Origin of the sequence: Streptomyces sp. HUAS 31 (assembly GCF_028198125.1) — a bacterium.
GTDB lineage: Bacteria > Actinomycetota > Actinomycetes > Streptomycetales > Streptomycetaceae > Streptomyces > Streptomyces chartreusis.
Map to the genome: position 1 here is coordinate 9,689,939 of NZ_CP116353.1, position 22,975 is coordinate 9,712,913.

The 22,975-nt window shown below is 72.7% G+C and carries 23 protein-coding genes and 1 pseudogene; 4 read left to right on the top strand and 20 right to left on the bottom strand.

The features are described 5' to 3' along the window. The 16 genes from PGH47_RS42025 to PGH47_RS42100 all read right to left on the bottom strand — a co-directional run bounded on the left by PGH47_RS42025 (position 1) and on the right by PGH47_RS42100 (position 17,875). The gene (locus PGH47_RS42025) at positions 1-1,161 is read right to left on the bottom strand and encodes a hypothetical protein (RefSeq protein ID WP_271667891.1); all 1,161 of its coding nucleotides are present in this window, start codon (positions 1,159-1,161) and stop codon (positions 1-3) included. Then, the gene (locus tag PGH47_RS42030; protein WP_271667892.1) at positions 1,158-2,579 is read right to left on the bottom strand and encodes a hypothetical protein; all 1,422 of its coding nucleotides are present in this window, start codon (positions 2,577-2,579) and stop codon (positions 1,158-1,160) included. Before PGH47_RS42030 ends, PGH47_RS42025 begins: the two co-directional genes overlap by 4 nt. Further along, the gene (locus tag PGH47_RS42035; protein WP_271667893.1) at positions 2,576-4,036 is read right to left on the bottom strand and encodes a hypothetical protein; all 1,461 of its coding nucleotides are present in this window, start codon (positions 4,034-4,036) and stop codon (positions 2,576-2,578) included. Before PGH47_RS42035 ends, PGH47_RS42030 begins: the two co-directional genes overlap by 4 nt. Further along, positions 4,033-6,207 (bottom strand): putative baseplate assembly protein, encoded by a 2,175-nt coding sequence (locus PGH47_RS42040; protein ID WP_271667894.1) that lies wholly within the window; start codon positions 6,205-6,207, stop codon positions 4,033-4,035. The genes PGH47_RS42035 and PGH47_RS42040 overlap by 4 nt, the downstream gene beginning before the upstream one ends. Further along, positions 6,204-8,417 carry a baseplate J/gp47 family protein gene (locus tag PGH47_RS42045; RefSeq protein ID WP_271667895.1) on the bottom strand — a complete coding sequence of 738 codons (2,214 nt, stop codon included), beginning with the start codon at positions 8,415-8,417 and terminating at the stop codon, positions 6,204-6,206. The genes PGH47_RS42040 and PGH47_RS42045 overlap by 4 nt, the downstream gene beginning before the upstream one ends. Further along, the gene (locus PGH47_RS42050; RefSeq protein WP_271667896.1) at positions 8,414-8,890 is read right to left on the bottom strand and encodes a GPW/gp25 family protein; all 477 of its coding nucleotides are present in this window, start codon (positions 8,888-8,890) and stop codon (positions 8,414-8,416) included. Before PGH47_RS42050 ends, PGH47_RS42045 begins: the two co-directional genes overlap by 4 nt. Continuing rightward, positions 8,887-9,621, bottom strand: a complete 735-nt coding sequence (locus PGH47_RS42055) for a phage baseplate assembly protein V (RefSeq protein ID WP_271667897.1) — start codon at positions 9,619-9,621, stop codon at positions 8,887-8,889. Before PGH47_RS42055 ends, PGH47_RS42050 begins: the two co-directional genes overlap by 4 nt. A 1-nt stretch (position 9,622) precedes the next feature. Next, positions 9,623-10,837, bottom strand: a complete 1,215-nt coding sequence (locus PGH47_RS42060; protein WP_271667898.1) for a phage late control D family protein — start codon at positions 10,835-10,837, stop codon at positions 9,623-9,625. Further along, complete coding sequence (locus PGH47_RS42065) at positions 10,834-11,565, bottom strand: CIS tube protein (protein WP_271667899.1); 732 nt, start codon at positions 11,563-11,565, stop codon at positions 10,834-10,836. Before PGH47_RS42065 ends, PGH47_RS42060 begins: the two co-directional genes overlap by 4 nt. Further along, entirely contained in the window at positions 11,565-11,792 is a 228-nt protein-coding gene (locus PGH47_RS42070) for a putative phage tail protein (RefSeq protein ID WP_107911038.1), read from the bottom strand. The genes PGH47_RS42065 and PGH47_RS42070 overlap by 1 nt, the downstream gene beginning before the upstream one ends. A gap of 70 nt (positions 11,793-11,862) precedes the next feature. Continuing rightward, complete coding sequence (locus PGH47_RS42075; RefSeq protein WP_271667900.1) at positions 11,863-12,372, bottom strand: phage tail protein; 510 nt, start codon at positions 12,370-12,372, stop codon at positions 11,863-11,865. Beyond that, positions 12,369-13,994: a phage tail sheath subtilisin-like domain-containing protein gene (locus PGH47_RS42080; protein WP_271667901.1), complete on the bottom strand. Its 1,626-nt coding sequence runs from the start codon at positions 13,992-13,994 to the stop codon at positions 12,369-12,371. Before PGH47_RS42080 ends, PGH47_RS42075 begins: the two co-directional genes overlap by 4 nt. A 13-nt stretch (positions 13,995-14,007) precedes the next feature. Further along, positions 14,008-14,463 carry a phage tail protein gene (locus tag PGH47_RS42085; protein ID WP_107911044.1) on the bottom strand — a complete coding sequence of 152 codons (456 nt, stop codon included), beginning with the start codon at positions 14,461-14,463 and terminating at the stop codon, positions 14,008-14,010. A gap of 45 nt (positions 14,464-14,508) precedes the next feature. After that, on the bottom strand, positions 14,509-16,362 hold the full coding sequence (locus PGH47_RS42090; protein ID WP_271667902.1) for a phage tail sheath family protein: 1,854 nt from the start codon (positions 16,360-16,362) through the stop codon (positions 14,509-14,511). Positions 16,363-16,547: 185 nt separating this feature from the next. After that, the gene (locus tag PGH47_RS42095) at positions 16,548-17,312 is read right to left on the bottom strand and encodes a hypothetical protein (RefSeq protein WP_271667903.1); all 765 of its coding nucleotides are present in this window, start codon (positions 17,310-17,312) and stop codon (positions 16,548-16,550) included. After that, positions 17,309-17,875, bottom strand: coding sequence for a DUF4255 domain-containing protein (locus tag PGH47_RS42100; protein WP_271667904.1), 567 nt, complete (start codon positions 17,873-17,875; stop codon positions 17,309-17,311). The genes PGH47_RS42095 and PGH47_RS42100 overlap by 4 nt, the downstream gene beginning before the upstream one ends. Positions 17,876-18,312: 437 nt before the next feature. Here PGH47_RS42100 and PGH47_RS42105 point away from each other — a divergent pair, with 437 nt between their 5' ends. Further along, the gene (locus PGH47_RS42105) at positions 18,313-18,561 is read left to right on the top strand and encodes a hypothetical protein (RefSeq protein WP_271667905.1); all 249 of its coding nucleotides are present in this window, start codon (positions 18,313-18,315) and stop codon (positions 18,559-18,561) included. Between the two features lie 203 nt (positions 18,562-18,764). Here the strand turns inward: PGH47_RS42105 and PGH47_RS42110 are convergent, their stop codons facing one another. After that, on the bottom strand, positions 18,765-19,175 hold the full coding sequence (locus tag PGH47_RS42110; protein ID WP_271667906.1) for a PaaI family thioesterase: 411 nt from the start codon (positions 19,173-19,175) through the stop codon (positions 18,765-18,767). Positions 19,176-19,335: 160 nt separating this feature from the next. Here PGH47_RS42110 and PGH47_RS42115 point away from each other — a divergent pair, with 160 nt between their 5' ends. Next, a complete protein-coding gene (locus PGH47_RS42115) occupies positions 19,336-20,019 on the top strand; it encodes a TetR/AcrR family transcriptional regulator (protein WP_271667907.1) in 684 nt (227 codons plus the stop codon). A gap of 213 nt (positions 20,020-20,232) precedes the next feature. On the opposite strand, the gene PGH47_RS42120 is transcribed toward PGH47_RS42115, so the two are convergent. Both PGH47_RS42120 and PGH47_RS42125 read right to left on the bottom strand, forming a co-directional pair. Next, the gene (locus PGH47_RS42120) at positions 20,233-20,826 is read right to left on the bottom strand and encodes a glycosyl hydrolase (RefSeq protein WP_271667908.1); all 594 of its coding nucleotides are present in this window, start codon (positions 20,824-20,826) and stop codon (positions 20,233-20,235) included. Positions 20,827-20,855: 29 nt separating this feature from the next. Further along, positions 20,856-21,065, bottom strand: a complete 210-nt coding sequence (locus tag PGH47_RS42125) for a hypothetical protein (RefSeq protein ID WP_271667909.1) — start codon at positions 21,063-21,065, stop codon at positions 20,856-20,858. 129 nt (positions 21,066-21,194) lie between these two features. Here PGH47_RS42125 and PGH47_RS42130 point away from each other — a divergent pair, with 129 nt between their 5' ends. Continuing rightward, positions 21,195-21,686, top strand: a complete 492-nt coding sequence (locus tag PGH47_RS42130; RefSeq protein WP_271668306.1) for a DUF6924 domain-containing protein — start codon at positions 21,195-21,197, stop codon at positions 21,684-21,686. A gap of 138 nt (positions 21,687-21,824) precedes the next feature. Here PGH47_RS42130 and PGH47_RS43330 read toward each other — a convergent pair. Next, a pseudogene (locus PGH47_RS43330) lies at positions 21,825-21,992 on the bottom strand (GNAT family N-acetyltransferase); the annotation flags it as partial. A 285-nt stretch (positions 21,993-22,277) separates the two neighbouring features. Between PGH47_RS43330 and PGH47_RS42140 the strand changes: the two are divergent. Further along, entirely contained in the window at positions 22,278-22,400 is a 123-nt protein-coding gene (locus PGH47_RS42140) for a hypothetical protein (RefSeq protein WP_271667910.1), read from the top strand. Positions 22,401-22,975 lie beyond the last annotated feature (575 nt).

Here is a 22,975-nt window from a genome sequence, read left to right on the forward strand (position 1 = left end):
TCACGCTCCTTCGGCCGAGCCGAGCCGGCAACCGGTCTGCTCCAGCAGCTCCAGCAGGAAGACCAGCGGATCCGGCGGGCCCGAGCCGTTCGCGTACAGCCCGGACAGCCGGGTGCGCCACTGCTGCTCCACCGGATCGGGCAGATGCGCCGCGCGCCGCCCGGCGGGCACCGCCCGTACGATGTCGCAGCCGTCCAGCGTCACTTCCGCGATCAGTACTTCCGGCACGCACCCCGAGGGGCACTCCACGACGAGCAGCGAACGGAGGACGCCGCGCAGATAGGCGGTCACGAGCGCGTACACCGCCTCCCACCGGGCCGTGTTCTCCCGCACGCGGTTGCCGTCGGACCGGGGCGGCAGATTCCGCAGGCCCTCCGTGATCGTGCGGTCGCACAGGTCGCCGTTGGTGTCGAGCCTGGGGAGCAGCCAGCCGAGCATGTCGTCGGCGGAGGGCGGCTGTTCGGCGCCCTCCCGCAGGGACTCCAGCATGGCCCGGTCCTCGCCCAGTCGACGGCGCAGCAGGTCGCAGACGCCCCCGGATGCGGAACCCGGGTCGGGCAGCAGGCCCACCGCGAAGCGGTGTCCTTCCCGGACCCGTGTGGGCACACACGTCACCGGGGTGCAGCCGTCACCGGGGTCGTAGGGGGCCGTGGGCTCGGTGAACTCCTCGTCGTAGCGCAGGTACAGGCCGTACGTACGCTCCGGTCCTGGCGGGCACGGATCGGGGCAGCCGCCGCCGGCCGCGCGGAACTCCCGGGCCAGGGCGACGACGTCGACGGTCTCCGGGCAGCCGACGGGGATGTCGTTGCCGGAGCCGTCCACCGCGTGCCCGACGCCGATCCGTACCGTCCCCCGGTCGCAGCCGCAGCTGACGGCCAGTCCGCACAGCACCGCGCCGAGGCCGTCGGCGGAGACGTACCGGAGCCGGTTGTGCGCGCGGAACCGGGCCGACGTCCAGCCGATCAGCCGGTCCAGGTCGTCCTCGGTCAGCAGTTGCCCGGCGAAGAACACCGGGCGTACCTGCCCGCCCGCCCGGAAGCCGCCCGGAGCCGGACTGGATCCGGCGGTGCCGTCCGCGCCGCTCCCGCCGCAACCGCAGTCGTGGTCCTGGCCTGTGCGGCGGGTGGCAGGAGTGGTGGTCTGGCTCTCCGACGTGTTCATGTCCGTCCTTCCCCGTCACTGCCGGACGCGTCGCCTGCGTAGCCGTCGCCCTCGCCCTCGCCGTCATCGGCGTCGCCCGCGTCGTCGCCCGCGGTGTCGCGGGCGTCTTCGTTCGGCGGGCGCGGCCGCTTGTTGTCGATGAAGATCCAGCTCTCGAAGACCCCCGCGCCGCCCTGCCCGGTCCCGGACGTACGGGGCCCGGAGCCGTCCGGCGGCAACAGCCCCGTCCGGTGGGCGATCGGCCCGCCGGGGCGCGGGACGAGCCCGCCGACGTGGGTGCCGTCGACGGGATCGCCGCACACGTCCAGCACGAACGGGGTGCGCAGCACCAGCAGGATCCGGTCTCCGTCGTTGAGGTACTCGCTGTCGGTCTGCCGGATGGTGATCAGGTCGGTGGTCTCGTGGCCCCCCTCGGCCGTCCCCTCCGCCGTCCCCGTCGTTCCGCCCGATCCGCCGACGTCGATCCGGGTCTCCAGCCGCAGCACGGTGCCGTGCACCCCGTGGCCGCCGGTGATCTGGAACAGGTCGGCGACGCCCGGGTCGCGGAGCGTGTCGGTGCGTACCCGGCGTGAGAAGCGGATGCGTACGCCGTCCGTGCCCAGCAGTCGCCGGGCCTGACGGGTGGTCAGCCGATCGCCGTGCGGCCAGCCGATGGAGGTGATGACGGTGGGCGGCCGCCGCGACAGCGGCCGACGGACCTCCGGATGGACCTGGCGCGCGTGCAAGGGGCGGTCCGGACGCACCCGCTCCACCCGCGCCAGCAGCAGCCCCGGCCCGAGCACCCGGCCGTCGCCGCAGTCCGCGGAACTCTCGTACCCGCGGTCGTCGCCGCAACGCGGCGTGTCCGGATGCGGCGGGTCGCACGGTTCCGGATCCGGCTCACGGGTGGTCGCGCGCAGTGCGAAACCCTCCCTGATGTGCGCGTACGCCAGGTGTGGGACGCCCTCACAGCCCTCGGTATGGACGGCGCGCACGTTGTCGACCGGCTGCTCGCAGTGATGGATCGTCAGATAGACGGTGATGCCCTCGGCGCCGCGACGGATGTCTTCCTCCGCGCGGATCCGCTCGTGGTCGTCCAGCAGCGACCACAGGTCGAACCTCGGTCGCGCATCGCGGCCGACGATCACCTCGTCTCCGACGCGGTCCAGCGCCAGGCCGTCGGTCACCTCCAGCCAGGGGGCCGCGCGTTCCGGGTCCGGGCAGTGCCCCGAGGGCGGCGGTACGGGCCGGGTCCACAGCCCGTACGCCACGCCGTGGCCGTGCAGCGCGAGATTGTGCAGGCGGTGCCGCGCCCGGAAGTACGTCTGTTCCTGGCGGAGGTCCTGGGCGGACAGCAACTGGCCGTGGAAGTACGTCAGCCGCCGCCGGCCGCCCAGGGGGGCGCTGTCGCGCCCCGTAGTACGCGTAGGAGCCGTCATGGTGTCCTGCCTTCCTCGCAGTCCCTGTCCGTGTCGCTGTCGCTGTCGTTTTCGGTGTCGTTGTCGCTGGGATGTCCGGGGCCGTCGAGGGCCACCGTGCGCAGGCCCGTCGCCGTTCTCCCGTCGAGCCGGATGCCGCGGTTCCCGCAGCGGTCCGGCCGCAGTACGGTGCCCGAGCCCAGCGCGGCGTGGCCGGACGGCGCCGGGTCGGGGCCGACGAGCAGGGTGTCGACGCCCACCGTGCTGCGCTCGCCGGCGATGAATCCGCCGCCGCCGACCGTCACCGAGGCCGCGGTGTGCGCCGGGGCGAGCCGTTCCACCAGAGCCCGCGCGGTCGCACGGTGCCGGCTCGCCAGGGTGCCGGGCGGCGGTGGCGGCAGCAGCACCCTGAACCGGAAGGCCACGCCGGTCACCGGATCGTCGTCCGGGTCGCCGAACGACCGCAGCGGCGCTCCGCCCGCGACCGCCCGGCCGCACGGGCCGCCCAGCCGGGTCCCGCGCACGGCGGTCCCGCCGAGCCGGGCCCGCGCGGTGCCGCGCCCGAACAGCCGCACCGCGCCCAGCAGGGCGTCGGAGTCCAGCGCGCCCCAGGGCGGGCCGGACGGTTCGACGATGGCCGGGCGCGTGCCGAGCACGATCTCCAGCGCCAGTGCCAGGCCCGCCGGAGTGCCGCGCCGCCGCCGCAGCAGCGGGGCGGCGGAGACAAGGCGGCGCAGTACCGCACTCGACACGCCCTCGGGGGTCGCACCGGATCCGGCCCCGCACGTCGGGACCGCGGCCCCGCGATCGGGGTCCTGACCGGTGCCGAAGTCCAGGTCGAGCCCCAACAGCCCGGCAAGCCACGGCAGTACGCCGTCGGGAACGCCGTCCGGGTCGAGCAGGGCGGGGGAGCGCTCGGCGGCTCGCTCCAGCGACTCGGCCACCGAGTCGAACAGGGCGAGGAACCGTTCCGTGAAGTCGTCGGCGGTCGGGTCCTCCCGGTACACCGCAGGCAGTAGCTCGGCGGAAGTGGCCCGTACGACGTCCAGCCGCGTCTGACGGACGGACGGGCCCGCCGACGCGGCGACGGAACGCCCGAGCAGCAGCCGCGCCACGAGGTACCGCCCCGGAGGCTGGTCGACCAGGAAGTCCACCCGCCCGTCGGCGGCGGCCGACACGGTCTGCCAGTCGCCGTCGCCGGGCACCGTGCGAGGGTCGTCCCCGATCGTCGTCACCTGTACCACCAGCGCGGCGCCGACCGGCACGTCGGCGTCAACGCGCACCCGGTGCCAGCGGCACCGCGAGACACCGCTGTCCAGCGGCTCGGTGACCAGTACTGCCTCGTTGACGCCTGCCGGGAGGACCAGGGCGTCGCCGTCCACGACCGGCGTGGGGAGCGGCGAGGGGCCCGGCCCAGGGCGCCAGCCGGAGACGGAGTCCAGCAGCAGCTGGGTCGATCCGACGGCGGTCGCGGTCATGGGGCACCTCCCGCTCCGGCGCCGACCGCGTGCGCGGTGGCCGGGGCCAGGACGGAGACGGTGATCCGGCCGGCCCTGACCAGGGAATGAGCGGGCAGCCGCACATCGGCGCAGGGCGCCGTCGGCAGGCCGTCCACCGTCAGGGCCAGCAGCGCCACAGCCGACACGTCGTCGTCGGCGAGCAGGTGCCGCAGCAGCGCGGTGTGGGTGAGAGATCCGCCGAACGGCCAGCCGGCGCCGTCCGCACCGCCGTTCAGCGGATGCAGGTACCGCCGCAGCGACTCCTCGGCGCGGCGCGGTACGGCGGACCGGTCGGCGTGGGCGACCGGTACCAGCGTCACCCGGGCGTCCACCCGCACATAACGTGGCGCGGCAGTGACCACAGTCGGACCGGTCGGGGCGAGACGGTCGCCGAGGTGCGCGGCGACCGCCGCCAGATCGCCCGCCTCCGGGACGGGCGCGCCGGGCGTCACCGGGTTCTCGTCCGGCGGTACGAGGTAGACGCCGACCACGCCGGGAAGCCGCGTGCCGGGATGATCCGGGTGGTGCCCGGGGACGGCGTGCGCGCGGGCGATCCGGGCCCCTGGCGCACGCAGCGCCAGCAGCGCGTGGTCGGCCGGAGTGACCGCGCGTCCCGCCGTGCGGATCTCCGCCGCGCCGCGCCCGACGGTCGCGTCGAACGCCTCGGCGTCGGTGCCCCCGGTCCCCGGCAGGGGGTTGGTCACCGACGCGACCCCGGCGACCGCCGTGCGCAGGGTCGTCGCCGTCTCGGCGGGCATCGCGCCGGCCCGGCCGCCGCCGGTGCGGTAGCGGAGGGCCCGTACGTTCCCGATGCCCGGCGGCACGGCCACGCCGTGCACACCGTCACCGAAGGCCAGTACACCGGTCGCCGGATCGAGGGTGAAGACCCGGTCGGCGGGACCGGCGTCGGCCAGGTCCGGCACCTCCCGCCACAAGGCGGGCCCGGCGGACCCGGATGACGAGCGGGCCGAGGGCGTCGGCGGGAAGAGCGGGGCGGACGCGTCGTCCGCCACTGTCACGGTGAGCGAACCCGGCACGACCGGCGTCTCGGCGACCCGCAGCCGCGCCCCGGCGCCGCCGTCCGACTCCCCGGGGAGTTCAGGGGCAGGCGTCAGCACCTCGTCCCTCACGGTCCACGCGGCGTCGGCCGACACCGCGTGCGGCCACACATCGGCGAGCAGCGGCGGTTCGGCGTACCTGCCGGACGCGATCCGTGCCCGCAGCCAACGGGCTTCGGGCAGATGCGTGCCGCCGGGCGGCCGCCCCGGCCGCCAGTCCCCGGCGCCGAGCCCCAGATGCACGGTGCCGGTGGCCGTAAGCCCGCCGGTGCCGTCGGAGACCACGTCCGCGGGCCGGAACGTCGTCCCGTCCAGCACCGACCAGCGCAGGTCGGGCAGCGGCGGCAGGGCCAAAACGGCGGCGCCCCACGCCACGGAGGCGGGACCGCCGGGCCGCGGCGCTGCGACGAACGCCAGTGACACCCCGCCGGCCGGGGCCTCGGGTGCGGTGAACCCCAGCCACAGCGCCGACCCGGGCGCGGCGTCCGTACCGAAGGGCGCGAACCCGTCGGCGTGCGGTCCTTGACCGGGCGTCACCTCGTCGACGGGGCCCGGCAGGATGCCTTGTCCCGGCCGCCCCGTGGCCACGGTGGTCAGCTCGGCGGGGGACACCCACATGTCGTCCGCTGTCTCCAGGATGATCTCCGTGCCGTTCGGCCCGGAGGCCGCCGCCTGGAACCCGGAGGGCACCTGGACACCTGGACCGGCCGACGCCGTAGCCGTCAGCCGCAGCAGCACACGCGCCGGCGTCGCGGGCAACGGCGAGACCCCGGCGATGCGCAGATGCTCCGTCAGCAGCTTGCGCGGCAGCCGGTCGACGCGCGCCGCCACCGCGTCGGCCATCAGCGCGTACAGGCGCAGCAGCGCCTCACCGGCGTCGTCCGGCCCGGTGCCGGTCCACTCCGGCGTGAATCCCGGCACGCGTGTCCGGAGCGCCGCGAGCAGCGCGTCGCGCCCGGCGCCGAGCAGCACCGGCGCCGCGTCGGCGTCCAGCACCGCGTCCCGGCCGCGCCCTGCGGACAGCGTCCACCAGGGTTCGTCCACCCCGGGAGCGGCCCGGTCGGCGGGGTCCTTGTCGTGTGTGGAGTTCATCGGGCGGCCTCCCCCGGCGGGCGGTTCGTGGCGCAGACGGTGATGTCGACGGGGCCGGGCAGTTCGCCCCGCCGCAGCGGGACGTCGGCGCAGTCCTCGTACGGGGCGTCGTCGACGGCGATGCCGACCCCCAGGACCGGCGTGCGGTCGCCGGCCGCGGCGAGGGCTCGTTCGGCGGCGCGCAGCAGCGCCGATGGGCGCAGCGTTCCGCCGAAGGGCCAGCCGGTGGCGTCGTCACCGCCGACGAGCGGGTCGAGGAAGCGGTGGAGCGCCGCGGTGACGGTGGCGCGGCGGGCGGCGCCCTGGGCGGCGACCCGCCCGCAGGGTGCGGGGAGGGCCGAGGCGGGGAGGGTGACACGGACCCGGACCGGCCGGTAGCGGGGCCCGGTGACGTACACGGTGGCGCCGATCAGGCGGGCCGCCACCAGCCGCGAGCGTACGGCGGCGAGGGTCCCCCGGTCCGGCCGCGGCAGCGGCACCGCGTCCTCGGCCTCCGCGTCACCGGCGCCGCGCGGGGCCCGGGGGAGCACCAGGACGGTCACTGCTCCGGGTACCCGGCGGCACGGGTGGCCGGGGCGGGCGCCGACCAGGGCATGGGCGCGGGCCAGGGCGACACCCGGAGTGCCGAGCGCGAGTTCCTCGTGATCGGCCGCGGTGACCGCACGCGTGACCTCGGCGAGGGCGTGGGCCGCCCGGCGGCGGGCGGCGGCCGGGGCCTCCGGCTCCGCACCGCCTTCCGCCGGGACCGGCGCCCGGGCCGTGCACCCCGGGTCGGCGGGATCGAGATCGCCCGGCGCGCCCGTGAACACCCAGTTCCCGGGCGGGGCGTCAGGGAGGTTCGCGGCAAGGCCGGCCAGCGAGACGAACGCGGACAGCGCCGTCGCCGTACCCGTCGCCGCGGGCACCGGGTCGGCCCCGCCGTTGCCGGACGGCCCGCCGCCCAGCCGGTACGCGGCCCGCAGTACCGGCCCGGTCCCCTGGATGCCGGGCCGGGGGATCCGTCCGGTGCGGCCGTCGCCGAACCGCAGCACGCCGAACGCCCGGTCCACGGTGAACACCCGATCGCGGGGTCCGCTGAACGCGAGGTCCGGCACCGCTGACCACTCCCGCTCGCCGCCGTCCGGCTCGCGCAGGGCGAACCGTTCCACGTCGATCAGCCGCCCCGCTGCCCCGCCCGGCAGCGGCAGGACCAGGCCCGGCAGCGCGGGTCGGCCGGACAGCAGCGCGACGGTCTCCCCGGTCCCGTCCTCCGTCAGCTCCACCCGCCGCGCGTGGTGCGCGACGACGGCGTTCGGGGTGAGCCGCCTCAGCCGAGGAGGCGCGCCGAACGTCGCCGAGGGGGTGTCCAGCACAACTTCCGCCTCCGTGCCGCCCGCCGTTCCCGGCAGCCGGAGCCGGACCAGCCCGGAGCGCCGCAGCCCGCCGGTGCCGTCGGTCACCGCGCCTTCCGGCAGCGGACGGGCGGCGCCCGCGGGCCCGTAGGACCAGACGAGCCGGGCCGGAGCCGGGACATCGGCCTCCGCGCCGGCTCCCTCTCCCGCCCTCGCGGCAGCTTCCGCGTCCGCCCTCGCCGACCAGTCGTCCGCGGGACCGTCGCCGGCCGGGCCGTCCGCGTTCCACGGCCCCGCCGGCCGCTCCAACTCGACCAGCAGCGCCAGCTCCCCGCCGTCCGGGAAGCCCGAACCGTCCACCGACAGCCGTAGCCGCACCCGCGCCGGTGCGCCGAACGGCCCGGCCAGCGGCACCGGCCGGCCGGCCACGAGGTCGGCCGTGCGGTCCCGCTCCGGCTCCCGCCCGGCCCGGACCGCCAGGCCCCTGACGCGCAACGGCAGCACATCCAGCGCCCGTTCCACGAAGAAGTCCGCCCCCGGCCGGGGGTCCCGGCTGAACGACGCGCCGGCCCGCACCCGCAGCAGGGCACCGGGAGAGCTCGGCACCACCTGAAGCACCGTCACGGCGGCCGTCGCCGGTGCCGGGCCCGGAATCCCGAGCAGCCGCAGCACCGCGTGCACGACCGCGTCGGGCACCTGGTCGAGCCGGAACACCTGCTGCTCCAGCACGTACGCCTGGAGTTCCAGCAGCGTCACACCCGGGTCCAACGGCGAGTGCAGCGTCCAGCGGCCCGCCGACTCGGCGGGAATCCGGGACCGAACGGCGTCCGTCAACTCCTGCCAGGTCAGGTCGTCCAGACTCAGCGGCGGCAGCGTCACGGCGCACCCCCCGCGCCCGGGACGTCGGCACCGAAGGCACCGGCGCCGTCCATCAGCCCGGCCCCGCCGTCCAGGTAGTACGGAAAGACCAGTGTCTCCCGCCGCCCCGTCGCCCGGATCCGGTAGCCGACGGTCACCGTCACCTTCCACTCCTCGCCGGGCTGAGCCTCGGCCCGCACGAAGTCCGTGGCAGCCCGCACCTCGAAGTCGCGGATCGCGACCCGCACCGACTCCTCCAGTTCCCGCAGGGCCCGCGTACCGCCCGGCGCGAACACCAGCTCCGGCGCCCGCGTCCCCAGCTCCGGGCGCATCACGCGCTCGCCCAGCGCCGTGCGTACGAGCACCAGCAGGCAGTCCCGGACGCTCTCCTCCCCGGCCGCGTAGCCGATCCGACCACCCGCGTCCGGCAGCAGCGGGAACCGCCAGCCCTGCCCCAGGAAGGCGTCCGCGCCGCCCGGCGCGCCGCCGCTCACGGCGCCAGCCGGACGGACGAGGAGACCGGGGGCACGGGCAGCGGCGGCGTCGGCGGGCTCGTGGGGCCGGCGGCCGACGGGTGCACATGCGTGGAAAGCCAGGGCCCGAGCTTCTCCCACACCACCGGGCTCAGCGACGCGCCGGTACCCAGGTTCACCTGCGCCGCGTCCACCGTCACCGACGCCGCCCTGACCGTGACCGGCCCGCTGCCCGCGCTGATCTCCACCGAGCCGTCGGCCGTGACCGTGACCTTGCCGCCGGAGGCGGTGCGCACCGTCACCGCCCTGCCGGCGTCGTCGAGTTCGATCCGGTGGCCGGCCGCCGAGGCCAGCCGTACCGACTCCCTCCCCGGGCTGTCGTCCAGGACCAGGGTGTGGCCGTGCTTCGTGCGCACCAGCTTCTCGTCCCGGTCTCTCTCGCGATGCGTCGGCGGCTTGTCCTTGCCGTTGTAGAGCGAGCCGACGACGATCGGATAGCGCATGTCGCCCTGGAAGAAGGCGATCAGCACCTCGTCGCCCACCTCCGGTACAAAACACGCCCCGTAGCCGCGGCCCGCGTACGACTGGGCGACGCGACACCAGTCGGTGATGGTGGAGTCGTCGAACCACGGCAGCCGCAGCCGCACCCGGCACTCCTTCTCCGGATCGCCCTCGACCTGCTCCACCGTCCCGGTGGCCACCCCGTAGTACCGCTTGTCCACGGCCGTTCCCGGCATTCCGAGCACCGCCACCTCACCGCCCTTCCGAAGTACGCCGGGCCTCGAACGAGGTCAGGAACCCGGACGAGTTGAAGGAGTGCGCCACCTTCGTCGTGTAGTAGGTGCCGCCGAACCTGGCGCCGACCCCGCCGATCCGCAGGGTGTCGCCGGGCGCCAGCGCCGGTACGCCCACCAGCTGGCCCGCGCATCGGACGAAGGCGTACGACCTGGCGCGCAGCACGCTCTCCGCGAGCGTCCTGGCCTCCTGCTGACTGCTCACCGGACGGTCCACGATGACTTCCTCGCGATCGCCCATCTCCTCGGCCGCCGCCTCGGGGCCGCTGCGTCCGGCGTCGCGCTCGGCGCGCAGGTCCTGCTGGGTGGCGCGGCCCACGATCGCCTGCTTGCGTACCGGGTCCCAGCCCCGCACCGTCACCGCGGCCACCTGACCGGACAGGGTCAGGGTGGGGCGGAAGGAGATCAGGTTGGGCACGGGCGCCCGGCCCGGCCCGGGGCCCTGCGTGTAACTGCCCGCGTACCACAGGTCGAAGGTGTTCGTCGTGCGCGCCCGCGGCCCCGGCCTGCCGTCGGCCGGCCGGACGAAGTACAGCTTCTCCTTGCCGGTCGACGGATCCGGCGCGACGAAGACCTCCCGGTCGATGCCCTTGGCCCGGTCCAGCAGGAAGGCGATGTCGTCCTGGTTCTTCTGCACCACGAGCGGGTGCTGGACGCCCTCCTCCTCGGCCACCAGGGGCAGGTCGTGACGCTGGGCGATCACCTTCGCGACCTCCCAGTCCATGACCTTCTCGAACTGCTTCTGCTCGTTCGGCCGCGGCTTGCGGGACTTCATCTGCGCCGTGCGGTCCTGACAGGAGATCTGCACCGTGGGCGGCCCGGCGGCAGGGAAGTCCGGCTGCACGGTCGTGACCTGACCCTTCGCCACCACCGGAAGGCGGCCCTCGCCGGCATACCCCAGCCGCACCTGGAGCAGCTGCCCGGGGGAGAAGTGACCGGGATCGTCGAAGCGCAGCTCGCGCCGCTCCTCGTGCCAGTTGCTCAACGTCAGCGAGAAGGTTCCCGACTTGTCGAGCTCCCTGACGACCTGAATGTCCAGCAGGCAGCCCGGCAACTGGTCGGAGAGCCCCGGGGCGCCCTCGACGGTGATCAGGAAGGCGGGGGCGTACGTGTCGGACGGCAGTGCCGTCGTCCCTGACGCACCCGGCCCGCCTCGCTCGCCGATGACCGTCACCGTCCCGCACCGCCGATCAGCGCCGGAACGGTCAGCGCCGTCCCCGGCACCAGCGCCCGCGGATCCGCCAGCGCGTTCGCCGCCGCCAGCACCCGCCAGCGCCCCGGGTCCCGGTACACGGCCGCGGCGATCGAGGCGAGGGTGTCACCGCGCCGGACCGTCCACACCTTCTCGACGGTCGGCGAGCCGAGCGCCGAGGCGTTCTGCTGCTCCTGTGCGGTGAGGAACTCCTTGAGGGACAGCGACACCTTCGCCCGGGTCGGCGTGCCGTCGCGGTCGAAGAGCACATAGGTGGACGACAGGCTCTCCAGCACCCCCGTGAACGAAGGATTGGCACCCCACCGGAAGACCATCACCGGCGGTGCGTGGGTGGCCGAACGGCGCAGCGTCATGCTCTCCAGCGCGTCCAGCCACCGCTTCTGCACATCCCTGCGGGCCGGCTCCGGCTCCTCGGCCGCGTCCACCAGCGCGTCGAGCTTCAGCACCCGCGCCCCGCCCCGGACGAACTGGAGCGCCGGGGAGTCAAGACCTGGAACGGCGATCTCGGCGAAGCTCACCGACTTCGACACGGAGTACTCCGTCGGATTCAGCGGGAACACCAGTTCCGGCTCCCCGGCGGCGTGCAGCGGGCTGCCCTGCGGCGGCCGCACGGTCAGGGTCGCGCGCGTCGGCGCGGCACCGTCCAGGACCGGGCCGAGCGCCGGTGCGGAGGCCGCGGGCGGCGCCATCAGGCACCACCGCAGCAGCCCGGCGCCGGCGCATGCCCGCTCGCCGGATCGTGCCCGGCGTCCTCGCCCGCCATCGCCGCTTCACCGGCCAGCAGCCGGCTGCGGGCCCGCTCGTTCTCCTGCCGCCTCGCCCACTCCTTGATGTGCTCCGAGAACAGCCGGGCGAAGACCGCCGTGTCGTCCCCGCCGACCTCGAAGTCGACGGAAAGGTGATGAATCGTCAGCATGGTCCCTCTCCTGCTTCCACCCCACCGCGGGTGTGCGACGCGGCCACCGGCCCGCCCGGACTCCCGGTCATCAGGGCCCCAGCCCCTGATCGACGGCGACCAGGCCCTCGTGCGCGATCTCCAGTTGCTCGACGGCCACTTCACTGCGCTCCGCGTGCAGGTCGGGGCCGGTCCACTTCGACGCCAGGCCGCCGCGGAACGCCCATACGGAGCCGGGCACTCCGGCGGCGTCCAGCAGCAGGACCGCGCCGCTGCGCCGTGCGCCGAGGGGGTTGATCAGGCCGGCCCGGTACCAGGCCCACAGCCCGGGGCCCCTGGCCACGCCACCGTGGAGCACGATCCGGTTCCAGGAGTGCCGCACCGGGAACTGCCGCACCCGGTCGTTCACCCCGCCCTCCGGGTACGCGGTGACCTCCAGCTGCGCCCCGAGCCCGGTCACCTGCTGGAACGCGCCCTGCGCGGTCAGTGGCAGCAACGCGGTCTGCTCGGGCGGCAGATGGGCGGCGGCCGGTCCGAGCACCACCAGAAACCGGTACTTGGGCAGTGGTTGCGTGAAGAACTCCAGCGCCGGTTCGGTCATCCCTCCACCACCTCCAGCCGGTCCCGCCGGCCCAGCACCAGCCGGACCGTGATGAACTCCATCGGTGCCGCGGGCGCCACCTCGACCTGGCAGACGAGCACGCCGGCAGCGACCTGCTCCGGCGGATTGAGAGCGTCGTCGCACCGCACTCGGAACGCCTGCGCCGGGCGGTCCCCGGCGAGAGCGCCGGCCTGGTACAACGCCAGCAGCAGCTCGGTGAGCCCCTGCACCAGCAGCAGCCGCAGGCCCGGGGAGTGCGGCTCGAACATCAGCGGCTCGGCCACCTCGCGGGCGGCCCGCACCAGTTGGTGGACCAGTCTGCGGTGGGCGACGAACCACCCCGAGCCCACTCCCTCCGCGTTCTCCGCCCGTACCGTCGTCCGCCCGCCCCACACCAGCGGGCCCCGGCCCGGCGGACACCGCAGCAGGTTGGCGCCCGAGTCGAACACCGCCACCTCCTGCTCAGGCGTCAGCACATGGGTCAGGTCCACCACGTCCTCCAGGGACGCGTTGGCCGGTGTGGCGAACGCCCCCCGCTCCCGGTCCAGCCGCGCCACGACACCGGCCACATGGCCGGAGGCCGGCACGGTACGCAGCGCGGGCAGCCCGGTGGCCACCGGATCTGGCACCCGCAGCGGCGGCCAGTACACCGCGCACGCCTGTGACCGCGCGGTGTCGTGACGCGCACGCAGCTCCCGCACCCAGTCCACGACCGCGTCGACCGCCTCGGCCGGGCCGCCGGAAGCAGGGAGCGGCGGATCGAGGAGCGCGAGCCGGTCCATCGCGTCCGCGCACCCTTCGACCAGGAGGTCGGCCAGCGCCTCCCGCCGTCCGGGGCCGACCCCCGAAACGTCCAGGTCGGGCAGCGCCAGCAGCGCCGGTTCCGGCAGCTCCACCATCGTCCGTACCGCGGCGGCGTACGCCTCGGCCAGCCGCTCCCCGTCGCTCGGCGCCGTGCCGCCGGGCGCCGGCCCGCCACCGGCGAGCGCGACCACGTGCGTGCCCGAGCGGGCCACCGGCCCCGGCGGCGGGCCGTCGGGCACGAGCCGGACCAGCCGGGACGCCGCCGCGACCTCGCCGGGCAACCGTTCGGCGGGCAGCCAGCCGAACGACTCGACCGGCTCACCGGGCGCTTCCACCCGGAGCAGCACCCCTGTACGGTCCGCGGGCCCCGTCGCGCGGTGACGGATCGTCAGCCGGGTGCCGTCCGCCCAGCCGCCGGGCGACGCGGCGTCGACCCGGCAGCCCGCGGCCGGGGCGAACGGCCCGGGTGCCGCGGCCGGCCAGGCCGCCCCGGCGGTGACGGCTCCTTCGGCCTCCGCGCGCACCACCCACAGGGCCGTGCCGCCGTTGCTGAAGAACCCACGCACCGAAGCGGGCAGGACGAGCCGCGGATCCAGGTCCCCGAAGACCGCCGCGAACCCCGCCCAGTCCGTGACGCGCACGGCGACCCCCACCGGCCCGCGCCGGGTGCGCCCCGCGAAGCACGCCACATCGGTGCGCAGCGGACGTACGGGCTCGGCGGAAGCAACCGCGACGGCCGTCAGGCCGGGCAGCGTCGAGACCCCCGAGGGAGGCCCTTGGCCGGGGACGGGTGGCCCTGCGGGTAGCGGTTCGGTCATGGCGGACGCCCCGTCAGACGTCGATCTGGAGGTCTTCGACGGCGAGTTCCACCGTCTCCATGGCGACCTCGTTCTTGGTCGCGCCGAGGGACGGCCCGGTGTACTTCACCGGCCACGCCCGGTCGAAGTTCCAGCGCATGACTTCCTGCCGGTTCTCGTCGAGCAGCACGATCGTCCCGGCCGCGCGCAGGGTCTGGCCGTTCATCGACTTCTTGATCCAGTTCCAGAACTCGACGTGGCCGGTGACACCGCGCTTCAGCGTCAGGTTCGAGAACTTCTTCAGCCCCGGGATCTTGCGCACCCGGATGTCCTCGCTGCCGTTGCGGTAGTCGATCGGCTGCACATCGACGGTGAGTCCGGAGACCTCGGTGAAGGAGGCCTGCACATCCTGGCCGCCCGGTGCGACTCCGGTCACCTGGACGAGGAAGTTGTACGCGCCGTACGGATCGGTACGTTTGATCGGTGGCATCGCCTTCTCCTGCTTGTGTGCTGGGTCGGAGCCTGCGTCAGGCCGTCAGGCCGTCAGGGATTCACGGGTCGCCTGCTGGATCCGTACGATCACGAACTCGGCGGGGAAGACCGGGGCCACGGCGACCTCGCAGATCAGCCGCCCTTGGGCGAGATCGTCCTCGGTCATCGTGGTCCGGTCGCAGGCCACGTGGAACGCCTCCTCCGGGGTGGTGCCGGCGAGCGCGCCGCTGTGCCACACGGTGGTGAGGAAGGCGGTGATGCTCTGCCGTACCGACGCCCACAGCTGTTCGGCGTTGGGCTCGAAGACGACCCACTGCAGGCCCTCGTCGATCGACTCCTCGATGAAGAGGAACAACCGCCGGACGTTGACGTACTGCCAGCGGGTGTCGTCCGACAGCGTCCGCGCGCCCCACACCCGCTGCCCCAGATTCGGGAAGGCGCGGAGCGCGTTGATGCCGTGCGGGTTGAGCAGATCCTGCTCGCGCCGGGTGATGTCGGCCGCCAGGCCCGTCCCGGGGATCACTCCGCGCAGCACCGTGTTGGCGGGCGCCTTGTGCACCCCGCGCTCCACGTCGGTACGGGCATACACGCCGATGAGGTGTCCGGACGGGGGAGCGGCGGCCGGGGCCGTCGCGCCGCCGGGGTCGGGCACGCGCAGCCACGGGTAGTACAGGGCGGCCCGGTCGGTGGACAGGGAGGCCCGGAAGTCCCGGATGCCTTCCAGATCCGCGTTCGGGGGCCCGTCGAGCACCGCGAACCGGTCGCCGAGGGTCGTGCAGTGGGTGATCAGGCCGTCCAGCACCGTCCCGTTCCACACGCCGGGCACGGCGCACATCGCCACCTCGTCGATGTCCTCCAGCGCCTGGATGCCGGTACGTCGGCCGCTGCCGCCGTCCAGCCCGACGTAGTCGGCGGCGGTGAGTCCGCTCTCCCCGGCGGAGCCCTTGGTCAGGGTGAGGCCGATGAACGGTTTGAAGAGCTTCGCCGGCGGGAGGGCGGCCGGCACCGCCGCCTTGAGCCTCGCCGGAGCCCCGGTGGTCACCGTGACGTAGTTCGAGCGGTCCACGACCTCTTTGGCAAGGGCCTTGAGGTTCGCGGCGCGAAAGGTCTCCGTGACGGGCGGTGCCCCGGCGGGCACCTCCCGCACGGCGGCCTCGAAGTCGACCTGGACGAGAGTGTCCCCCTTGGCGACCACGGGCGCCGGCGCGGCGGGGGCGAGGGTGAACTCGAATCCGCCTTGTGCGGCCGGTGAGCCGTCGTCGGCCAGGAGGTGGAAGGTGGGGTCGCCGACTCCGGTGGCCCGGATCAGAACGACCCAGACCCCCGTCTTCAGCCCGCCCTTCTGCGCGACGACCACCTTGGCGGGGTCCGGCGGCGGGGCGGCCGGCGCGGCGTCCGGCGGATCGGCGACCACCAGCGGGAACCGGCCCGCCTCCACGGCCCGTACGTCGAACCGCAGGTCGTTTCCGCCGGCCCCGGGCTGTGTGGCCTCGACGAACAGCTCGAAGTCCGTCGCGCCGGGCGCCGGTTTCTGCTCGGCGGCCGGTTTCAGGGCCCATGCCGCCGCCTGCGCGTCCGCCTGCGCGGGCACGACCCGCTTGATGAACAGCTTCTGGCCGCCGTTGTCGAAGAAGCCCTTCACCGCGAGCGGCAGCAGCCACCAGCGGATGCCGCGGTCGTCGGCGGCGTCCGTGCCGGCCTGGTCCGGCGGCGTGAGGAAACCGCCGAACAGGCGGTGGAAGTCCAGCATGCTCGTGACGAGCCGGGGCTTTCCCGACTCCGGGCCGCGCGCGGTCACCCCGACCATGCCCGCGATGCTGGTGGCCACCCCCGCGATGGGGCGTGGGCCGGTGGAGATCTCTTCGACGTAGACGCCGGGGCTGAGGTATTCGGGCATCGCGGCTTCCTCCGCTACGGGATGTCGATCGCTACGGCATTTCGGTTGCTGCGGAATGTCGACCGCCACGGACTCCGGCCCACCGAGTTCGGTCGCTTCAGAGCCGCTGCGCGATTCGGCAGCCATGGATGTCGGTTGTTGCGGGAGTCCCTCGTGTGTGAGTCGGGCTTCGCGGTTGCCGGTCGCTACGGCACTTCGACGACGAATCCGGTCGCGGTGATGTCCTGGGCCGGCAGATGGACCGTCACCGGCGGACCGCCCCGGCCGGGCGGGCCCGTCACCGTCACCGTGAACCACTCGGTGTCCGCGTCCGCCGCCGTCCCGGCGGCAACCCGGCTGCCCGGGCCTCGCAGCGGCAGTCGGAAGGCGCCGTCCCGCGCGGTCGCGGCGAAGTCCGTCCACGGCTCGCCGACAGGTGGGATGTGCCCCGGATCGTCCCGGGCTCCGGCGGTCACCAGGGCGCCGACCACCGGCGACCCGGGCGGGGGTCCGGCGGCCGATCTGGGCATGACGGGGCGGCGCGCCACCACCCGTCCGCCGAGCAGCCGGGTCTCGGGCGGGAACGGATACGCCGGCAGCGGCAGCAGCAGGATCGGGGTCACCGCCGGCACCCCGGGCGCCGGAGCATCGAACTCCACCCCTTCCGGGTGCTCGGCGTCCAGCAGATACGGCGAGACCAGCCGGACGCGCATCCGGCACACGCCGTGCTCCCCGCCCGGCGGCCGCCCGGCGCGCACCGCCAGCGACGGCATGAGACGGGCGCCGGTCGGTGTCGTGACCACTCTCGCGCTCTTCTCCGGCGACCAGAGACCGTCGTCGTCCCGCCGTTCGACGACCGCCGTCACGGGCAGCGCGGGCGGCCGTCCGGTGAAGGTGTCCCGCGGCATCAGACAGACCGGGCCGGGAGTCACCCGTACGGTGTCCGTCGGCACCGCGCGGTCCGCCGTCATGACTCGGCCCCAGCGGTGCCGAGACCGACCGCGGCCTCGGACACGGGCGCGCTGGCGGACACGTCACGGGAGGCCAGATTGACCACGCGTACCTCGTAGTTGAGGGAGAGCCGGTACGGCTGCGAGATCGCCCACCACACCTTTGCGCGCTCGTCCAGCGTCAGCGGCGCCAGCCGCAGTTTCAGCGACTCGCCCGCCTGGAACGACATTCCCGCGGCTCGCAGGATCGCGTCGTCGTAGAGCGCCCGCATGGCCCGGCCGAGCACATGCTGCTGGGCGGCGGGCCCGCCGCCCACGGGAATCAGCAGATACCGCAGCAGCAGTGCCATGTCGGCCCGTCGGCTCTCCTGGCGGATCGCCCCGGTGGCCGGATCCTCGACCAGCGTCTGCCGGGGCCCCCGATTGCGTGCACTGGGGTCCTCGGTCACCTCGTACAGAAAGAGCTGGAGGCCCACCTGCCCGCCGCCGGACTGCCCCGCGACGAGATCGACCAGCTCGACCACGGGCGCCGAGTCGGGATCCTTGACGGCTTCGGTCAGCACCCGGACCAGTAGCTCCGACACATCCCCGACGACATCGGTACCACCCACCGCGATCACCCCCTGGCGCCGGGCCCCGCCGTTTCCCCCGGGCGTACGGCCTCCTCACGAAGGTAGGGCGCCGCGGTGTGCCAGTACTTCCGGGAAATCCCTAGGTTGCCCACCCCGAACTCCGGCCAGAGCAGAGGCCGATCCATCCGGCCCGGTCGCCTGTTTCGAGTGCCATGGTCATGGCCGGACGATAGTTGGTGGTGCTGACAAGGCAGGGGCCGCACGGTGGCCATCGGTCGTGAGACTTGGGTACCGCTAGATATGGAACGGCGGTGGTCAGTCCGTCGCTTCTGGCGCGAGAGGGCAGAGAGGATCTTGGTGGCTATTCTGTGATCTTCTGATGTGATGTCACGTTGGGTGTGTCGCGGGCACGCGCGGGTCAGCAGAGCAACATCGAAGAGGGTCTGGCCGTGGTGGTCAGCACCGACGCGGCGGAAGATGCCGCCCGTCTCTGGCAGGTCTACCGGCGGCGATTCGATGTCGAGCACGTCCGCCGGTTCGGGGCGTTCACCGCGAGCCGGGTCGTCATCCGACTATCGATCGAACAACCAACGGTCCGCCGTATCTCAACCGATCTTCGAACCGGCACGGCGAACCGAATACATGGTTGGGTGATCCTCCGGCGGTTCGTGCGTGAACACAAGGCCGGCTCGTGGTAGCCCCCGCTGTCATCCCCATCCGAGCGGTTCCGCAGGCCCTGGTCATTGTGGTTAGCGCCCGGGTCGCCTGCTTCAACTCGTCCGCTGTGTCGTGCGATCGCCTCGCGGCACCTGTACCGCCACGCGGCCCACCATCCCGATCGGGTGCGCCCGTATCCGTCGGACATGAAGAATGCACAGTGATCGCGGAGGCAGTTGGGTGATCAAGCTCGGCTGGGGGGTGTACGAAGCGCGACGACTTGTGTGATGCGGGCACACAGGACGTCCTGCTCGTCGTTGATGTCGACCTCGACGGTGACCGTATTCCGGCCGACGTGCAAGGGCCGTGCCACCGCGAATGCGCCTGCGCCGCGCACCGGCCTTAGGAACAGCGTGTTGGACTGCATGGTCGCAGGCAGGGTGCCCTCTGGCCCGTTCACTGCGGCACACACGGCGGCCGCCACGTCGGCCAGTCCCATCAGCGCGCCGCCGTGCAGGCCGCCGCCCAACGTGGACAAAGCCGATGCGTAGTCGAGCCGGGCGCGAACCTCCGGCGCACTGATGGCGGCAAAGTGCACGCCGAGCGTTTCCGCGAACGGTGCGACGGCGTAGATCTCCTCAGCGGTGACAGTCATCAACTACCCTTGGTATGTAGAGTTAAGTTAACGCCGACAAGTTACATGCGGCGGCCCCGGTCCACAACACGGAGACGAGTGACGCGATGACACCCACTACCTCTCGCGGCATCGGCTCCGAGGCGGCCGACTCATCCGCCTCGCAGGGCAGGTGTTGACGATGGACCAGCTCGACTCCGAGTCCTCCACTCCCGCCGTTGCAGCGCCGCGGCGGCGCCGGGCGCAGCGCGGGGACGGTGCGCGATTGCGCGACGAACTTGTCGAGGCGGCCGAGCTCCTGCTTGACAAGGCTGGTGAGGACGCGGTCACCATCCGCGCCGTGGCACAGGCGGTGGGGGTCAGCCTTCCGGCGGTCTACCTGCACTTCGGTAGTCGTCTCGAGCTGCTACACACCGTGTGCCTACGCGTTTGGGGCGAGCTGGGCGACTGGATGGGCGATGCCGACGCCGCCTCGCACGACCCGCTCAATGCCCTCCACCAACGCTCGGTCGCCTATGTGCGGTTCGGGCTGGCTCATCCGGTCCGCTACCGCCTCGTGATGACCGGCCCCGCCACCGCCGCCAGCGGGCAAGTAGCCTCGTCCTGTTTCCGCTTCCTGCGTGGAACGGTCCAGCAGTGTGTGGAGGCAGGCGCGCTCCGCGGCGACGCGACAGCCCTCACCAGAGCCATCGCAGCCGCCTTGCACGGCGCCGTCGCCTTGCTCATCTTCCAGCCGCCCGAGAGCTGGCCCGAAGACGTGGACGGATTCGCCGACGACGTCGCAACCCTTGCGACACGAGGCGCGGCAGCGATCGAACCTCGGTCGGTGGCCGGACAGCAGCGAATTGACTCCTCCCGCTCCTGAAGGGGGATTCCTGGCTCACCTCGCCTGACAGCTAAAAATGCTTAATGGTCCAGAGACCCAGAGTCGACCCCAGGTTTGTGCGGGTGGGGACACAGAGCGCTGCAGTGGGCTAAGTCCTTGGCAAGCGCTGGCTGGCACGGCCCCTCCCAGGGGCCTCTGTTGCGGGCGGCCATGCCTGGGAGAGAACGCGCCGATGGGCAGAGGCGGGGACCGTCAGTCTGCCGCGCGGTAGGCCGCGCCGACCCTGTTGGCCCTGGCGCCGTTGTACAGGCCGCTGACGTTGCCACGGTCCGTGGAGAGCGTGAACCAGGCATAGCGTTTGACGTACGGCAAGCGCTGCAGCATTGCTGTCGACTTCTCTACAAACGCCGCCTGTTGAGCCTTGGTCGGATAACGCGGGGTGCCGTTTGTGAAGTCCATGAGCGCGTATTCGGTGAGCCAGATCGGCTTCTTGTGGCGCTGGTGCACGGCCTGGAGGTAACTGCGCAACTGTGCTGGCGCACGTGTGGCGTCAAAGTCCGCGCCATACCAGCGCAAGGGGATGAAATCGACCTTGTAGTCACGGGCAGTGGCACCCTTCATGAACCGGTCGAGCCAGCCTCCGGCGACATCACCACCGGTCGCGACCGCTGGGGCGCCGAGCCGCATTCCGGTCGACTCCAACCGGGGCCAAAGGCCGAGCGCCTGCTTCACAGTCATGTGTGCCTGGTCCGAGCGGTCGGGCTCGTTGAAGCCGAGCAGGATTCTGCCCTGCTCCCTGGCCCGGTGCAGCTCCGCAGCGGTCACCGATCCTGCGTCGTGCATCATCGGCACGAACTCCACTCCGGCCCGGAGGATCAGGTGTAGAACCAGCCGACCCTCGCGTTGGAGAGAGCCCTGGTGACACCGTCGAACTTCCAGGCACTCACACCCTTTTTCTGCACCGCAGTCGCGGACCCGCCGATGTCGTCGCCCGACGCCGGCATCGTGAAGGCTCCGCCCTGTCCGCCGACCAGGAGCACGGCCGACAGCGCGAGCGGCAGGGCGAGAATGCGGATCTTTCGCATGTGACGTACCAACTCTCCGTCTTTCATGCTGACTTGTCGGTGAACCAATCCGGCAGCGACCAGTGACTTCGGTCAGAAATTGCTCGGTCAACGACAGTTGTTGCCTTGCCCTAGAACATCCGTCCGCGTGTGCCGAATGGCGGCCGCTTCGAAGGCTACGGTGAGCGCATGCGACCTCTGATCGACCGGGCGGGTCATGACTTCGAAACCGAGGCCCTCGTTGTGCGCACGGATTTCTCGGACGATGGAGCCTGGCGGGTGGTCGTCGACCAGCTCGCCGAGGGCTGCGCCGAGTACGAGAGGGACACTCACGTGGTGGATGACCGGGCCTTCGACGGGGCGAGTCCGGAGGAGGTGGTGCTGTCCACTCTGCTGGGTGATCCGCGTCTGGAGGTCGTGTTCCTCGCCGATGCCGCTTCGATGAGGGGTGAGTACGCCCTGCTCGCGGTCTCGACCAGGGATGAGGAACTGGACGAGGGCGATGACGAACTGGGCTGTGTGTTCCGGCTGCTGCCTGCGCTGGTCAATGAGATGCACGTGAACCTGGCCATCGGACACCTCGATTTCTGGGAGTACGCCCATGCGGCCGCCCAGGACCCGTGTCAGATCCTCCGAACCTGATGGTGCGAGCGGAGAACACCGAACCGTGAAGATCGAAAGGCTCACCGAACTCCAGATCGGTGCGATGTCCGACGGACGCGACGTGAGGTCCACGGTCCGAGGACCTGCCGCCTCCGCGAGGCGCAGAGCCTCCTCGGTCAGAGCACTCCCAATGCCATGTTCCCGCGCGGCCTCGTCCACGTCCTCGATGCGAGCTCGCACACCGGAGGGCAAGGGAGACATGACCAACGTCAGCATCGCGACTACTTCACCGTCGACCCGCGCCACCAACACCGTGTTCGCATCGCTGGCGAGCAAGCGCTGCACTGCCTCGCGATCCAGCGGGCCGGCTGTGCTCGAAAGCTGAGGCAACAAGCGCGCGAACGCCTCAACCGACGCGTCGTTCGCTTCACGACGACCACAACCTCAACGCTCGTGATCTCGACCCTACAGAGCAAGTCTCATCACGAGGCGGCACCCCAAAGATCGATCCACGTGTAGTCCGGGAAAGCGACTTCACGCCCAGCCAGTGGCAGCCGCTGCGAGGAAGATGCCGACCAGCGGTTCAGCGTCGGCTACCTGGCCGTCGGGGTGCGCAGTGGATCCGCTGTCGTGCCAGAGCGGGCCGCCGCCGACCTGGCCGCGCTCGCCCTGCCTGCGCTGCCCGCCGACGAGTCGGGAGCGATGAGCGCACTGGCCGTTTCGACCACGCCCTTCCCCCGCACATGGCCTTGAAGTTCGTCAGCCTGCGTCACCTCACCGGGCAGTGGCCCGCGTTCGGCATGCCGTCCACACCCTCAGCCAGCCCGCCGGGCGGGCGGCTGACGGCGCAGAATCTGGCCGACATGCTCGCCGACGCCACGGCTCCGAACCGTGACCGAGGCGCTGCCACTGCTGTCCGTGACGGCCCGCCAGGCTCTCACCGAGGCGAGCCAGCGCGCTGACCGCCAGGTGTGTGAGGGCTGAGTCGCCCCGCGGGTTCGGGCACTTCTCGCCTCGGAAGCGCGATTTATTCCGGGAGTCGGCGGCTTTATTCCAGCCCTGATGGTCTTGTGACATCTCCTTGCAGAGGTCACTGTCGGAGGGCCAATGAGGCCGCCTCTCCAGCGGGCAGCTGAGTGGGCGGGAATCCAGTCGAGTACGACAAGGGGAAGTGATGGGACGTCTGAGTCATGTGGTGAAGCTCCCAAGGACCACAAGTGGCTCGAGAAGCACATCCTTAATGTCCACATCGACCGGCCATACTACGGCCGTTCCTGCACGCCTCTGGCATCGAACAGTCCGTGGGGAGCCCAAAGAGCAGCAGAGGA

What these genes read in the sequence shown, in the direction of transcription:
- PGH47_RS42025 (WP_271667891.1), bottom strand. Translation starts at nt 1,161, where the DNA reads ATGAACACGTCGGAGAGCCAGACCACCACTCCTGCCACCCGCCGCACA.
- PGH47_RS42030 (WP_271667892.1), bottom strand. Translation starts at nt 2,579, where the DNA reads ATGACGGCTCCTACGCGTACTACGGGGCGCGACAGCGCCCCCCTGGGC.
- PGH47_RS42035 (WP_271667893.1), bottom strand. Translation starts at nt 4,036, where the DNA reads ATGACCGCGACCGCCGTCGGATCGACCCAGCTGCTGCTGGACTCCGTC.
- PGH47_RS42040 (WP_271667894.1), bottom strand. Translation starts at nt 6,207, where the DNA reads ATGAACTCCACACACGACAAGGACCCCGCCGACCGGGCCGCTCCCGGG.
- PGH47_RS42065 (WP_271667899.1), bottom strand. Translation starts at nt 11,565, where the DNA reads ATGGCGCCGCCCGCGGCCTCCGCACCGGCGCTCGGCCCGGTCCTGGAC.
- PGH47_RS42070 (WP_107911038.1), bottom strand. Translation starts at nt 11,792, where the DNA reads ATGCTGACGATTCATCACCTTTCCGTCGACTTCGAGGTCGGCGGGGAC.
- PGH47_RS42075 (WP_271667900.1), bottom strand. Translation starts at nt 12,372, where the DNA reads ATGACCGAACCGGCGCTGGAGTTCTTCACGCAACCACTGCCCAAGTAC.
- PGH47_RS42080 (WP_271667901.1), bottom strand. Translation starts at nt 13,994, where the DNA reads ATGACCGAACCGCTACCCGCAGGGCCACCCGTCCCCGGCCAAGGGCCT.
- PGH47_RS42085 (WP_107911044.1), bottom strand. Translation starts at nt 14,463, where the DNA reads ATGCCACCGATCAAACGTACCGATCCGTACGGCGCGTACAACTTCCTC.
- PGH47_RS42090 (WP_271667902.1), bottom strand. Translation starts at nt 16,362, where the DNA reads ATGCCCGAATACCTCAGCCCCGGCGTCTACGTCGAAGAGATCTCCACC.
- PGH47_RS42095 (WP_271667903.1), bottom strand. Translation starts at nt 17,312, where the DNA reads ATGACGGCGGACCGCGCGGTGCCGACGGACACCGTACGGGTGACTCCC.
- PGH47_RS42110 (WP_271667906.1), bottom strand. Translation starts at nt 19,175, where the DNA reads ATGACTGTCACCGCTGAGGAGATCTACGCCGTCGCACCGTTCGCGGAA.
- PGH47_RS42115 (WP_271667907.1), top strand. Translation starts at nt 19,336, where the DNA reads ATGGACCAGCTCGACTCCGAGTCCTCCACTCCCGCCGTTGCAGCGCCG.
- PGH47_RS42120 (WP_271667908.1), bottom strand. Translation starts at nt 20,826, where the DNA reads ATGATGCACGACGCAGGATCGGTGACCGCTGCGGAGCTGCACCGGGCC.
- PGH47_RS42125 (WP_271667909.1), bottom strand. Translation starts at nt 21,065, where the DNA reads ATGCGAAAGATCCGCATTCTCGCCCTGCCGCTCGCGCTGTCGGCCGTG.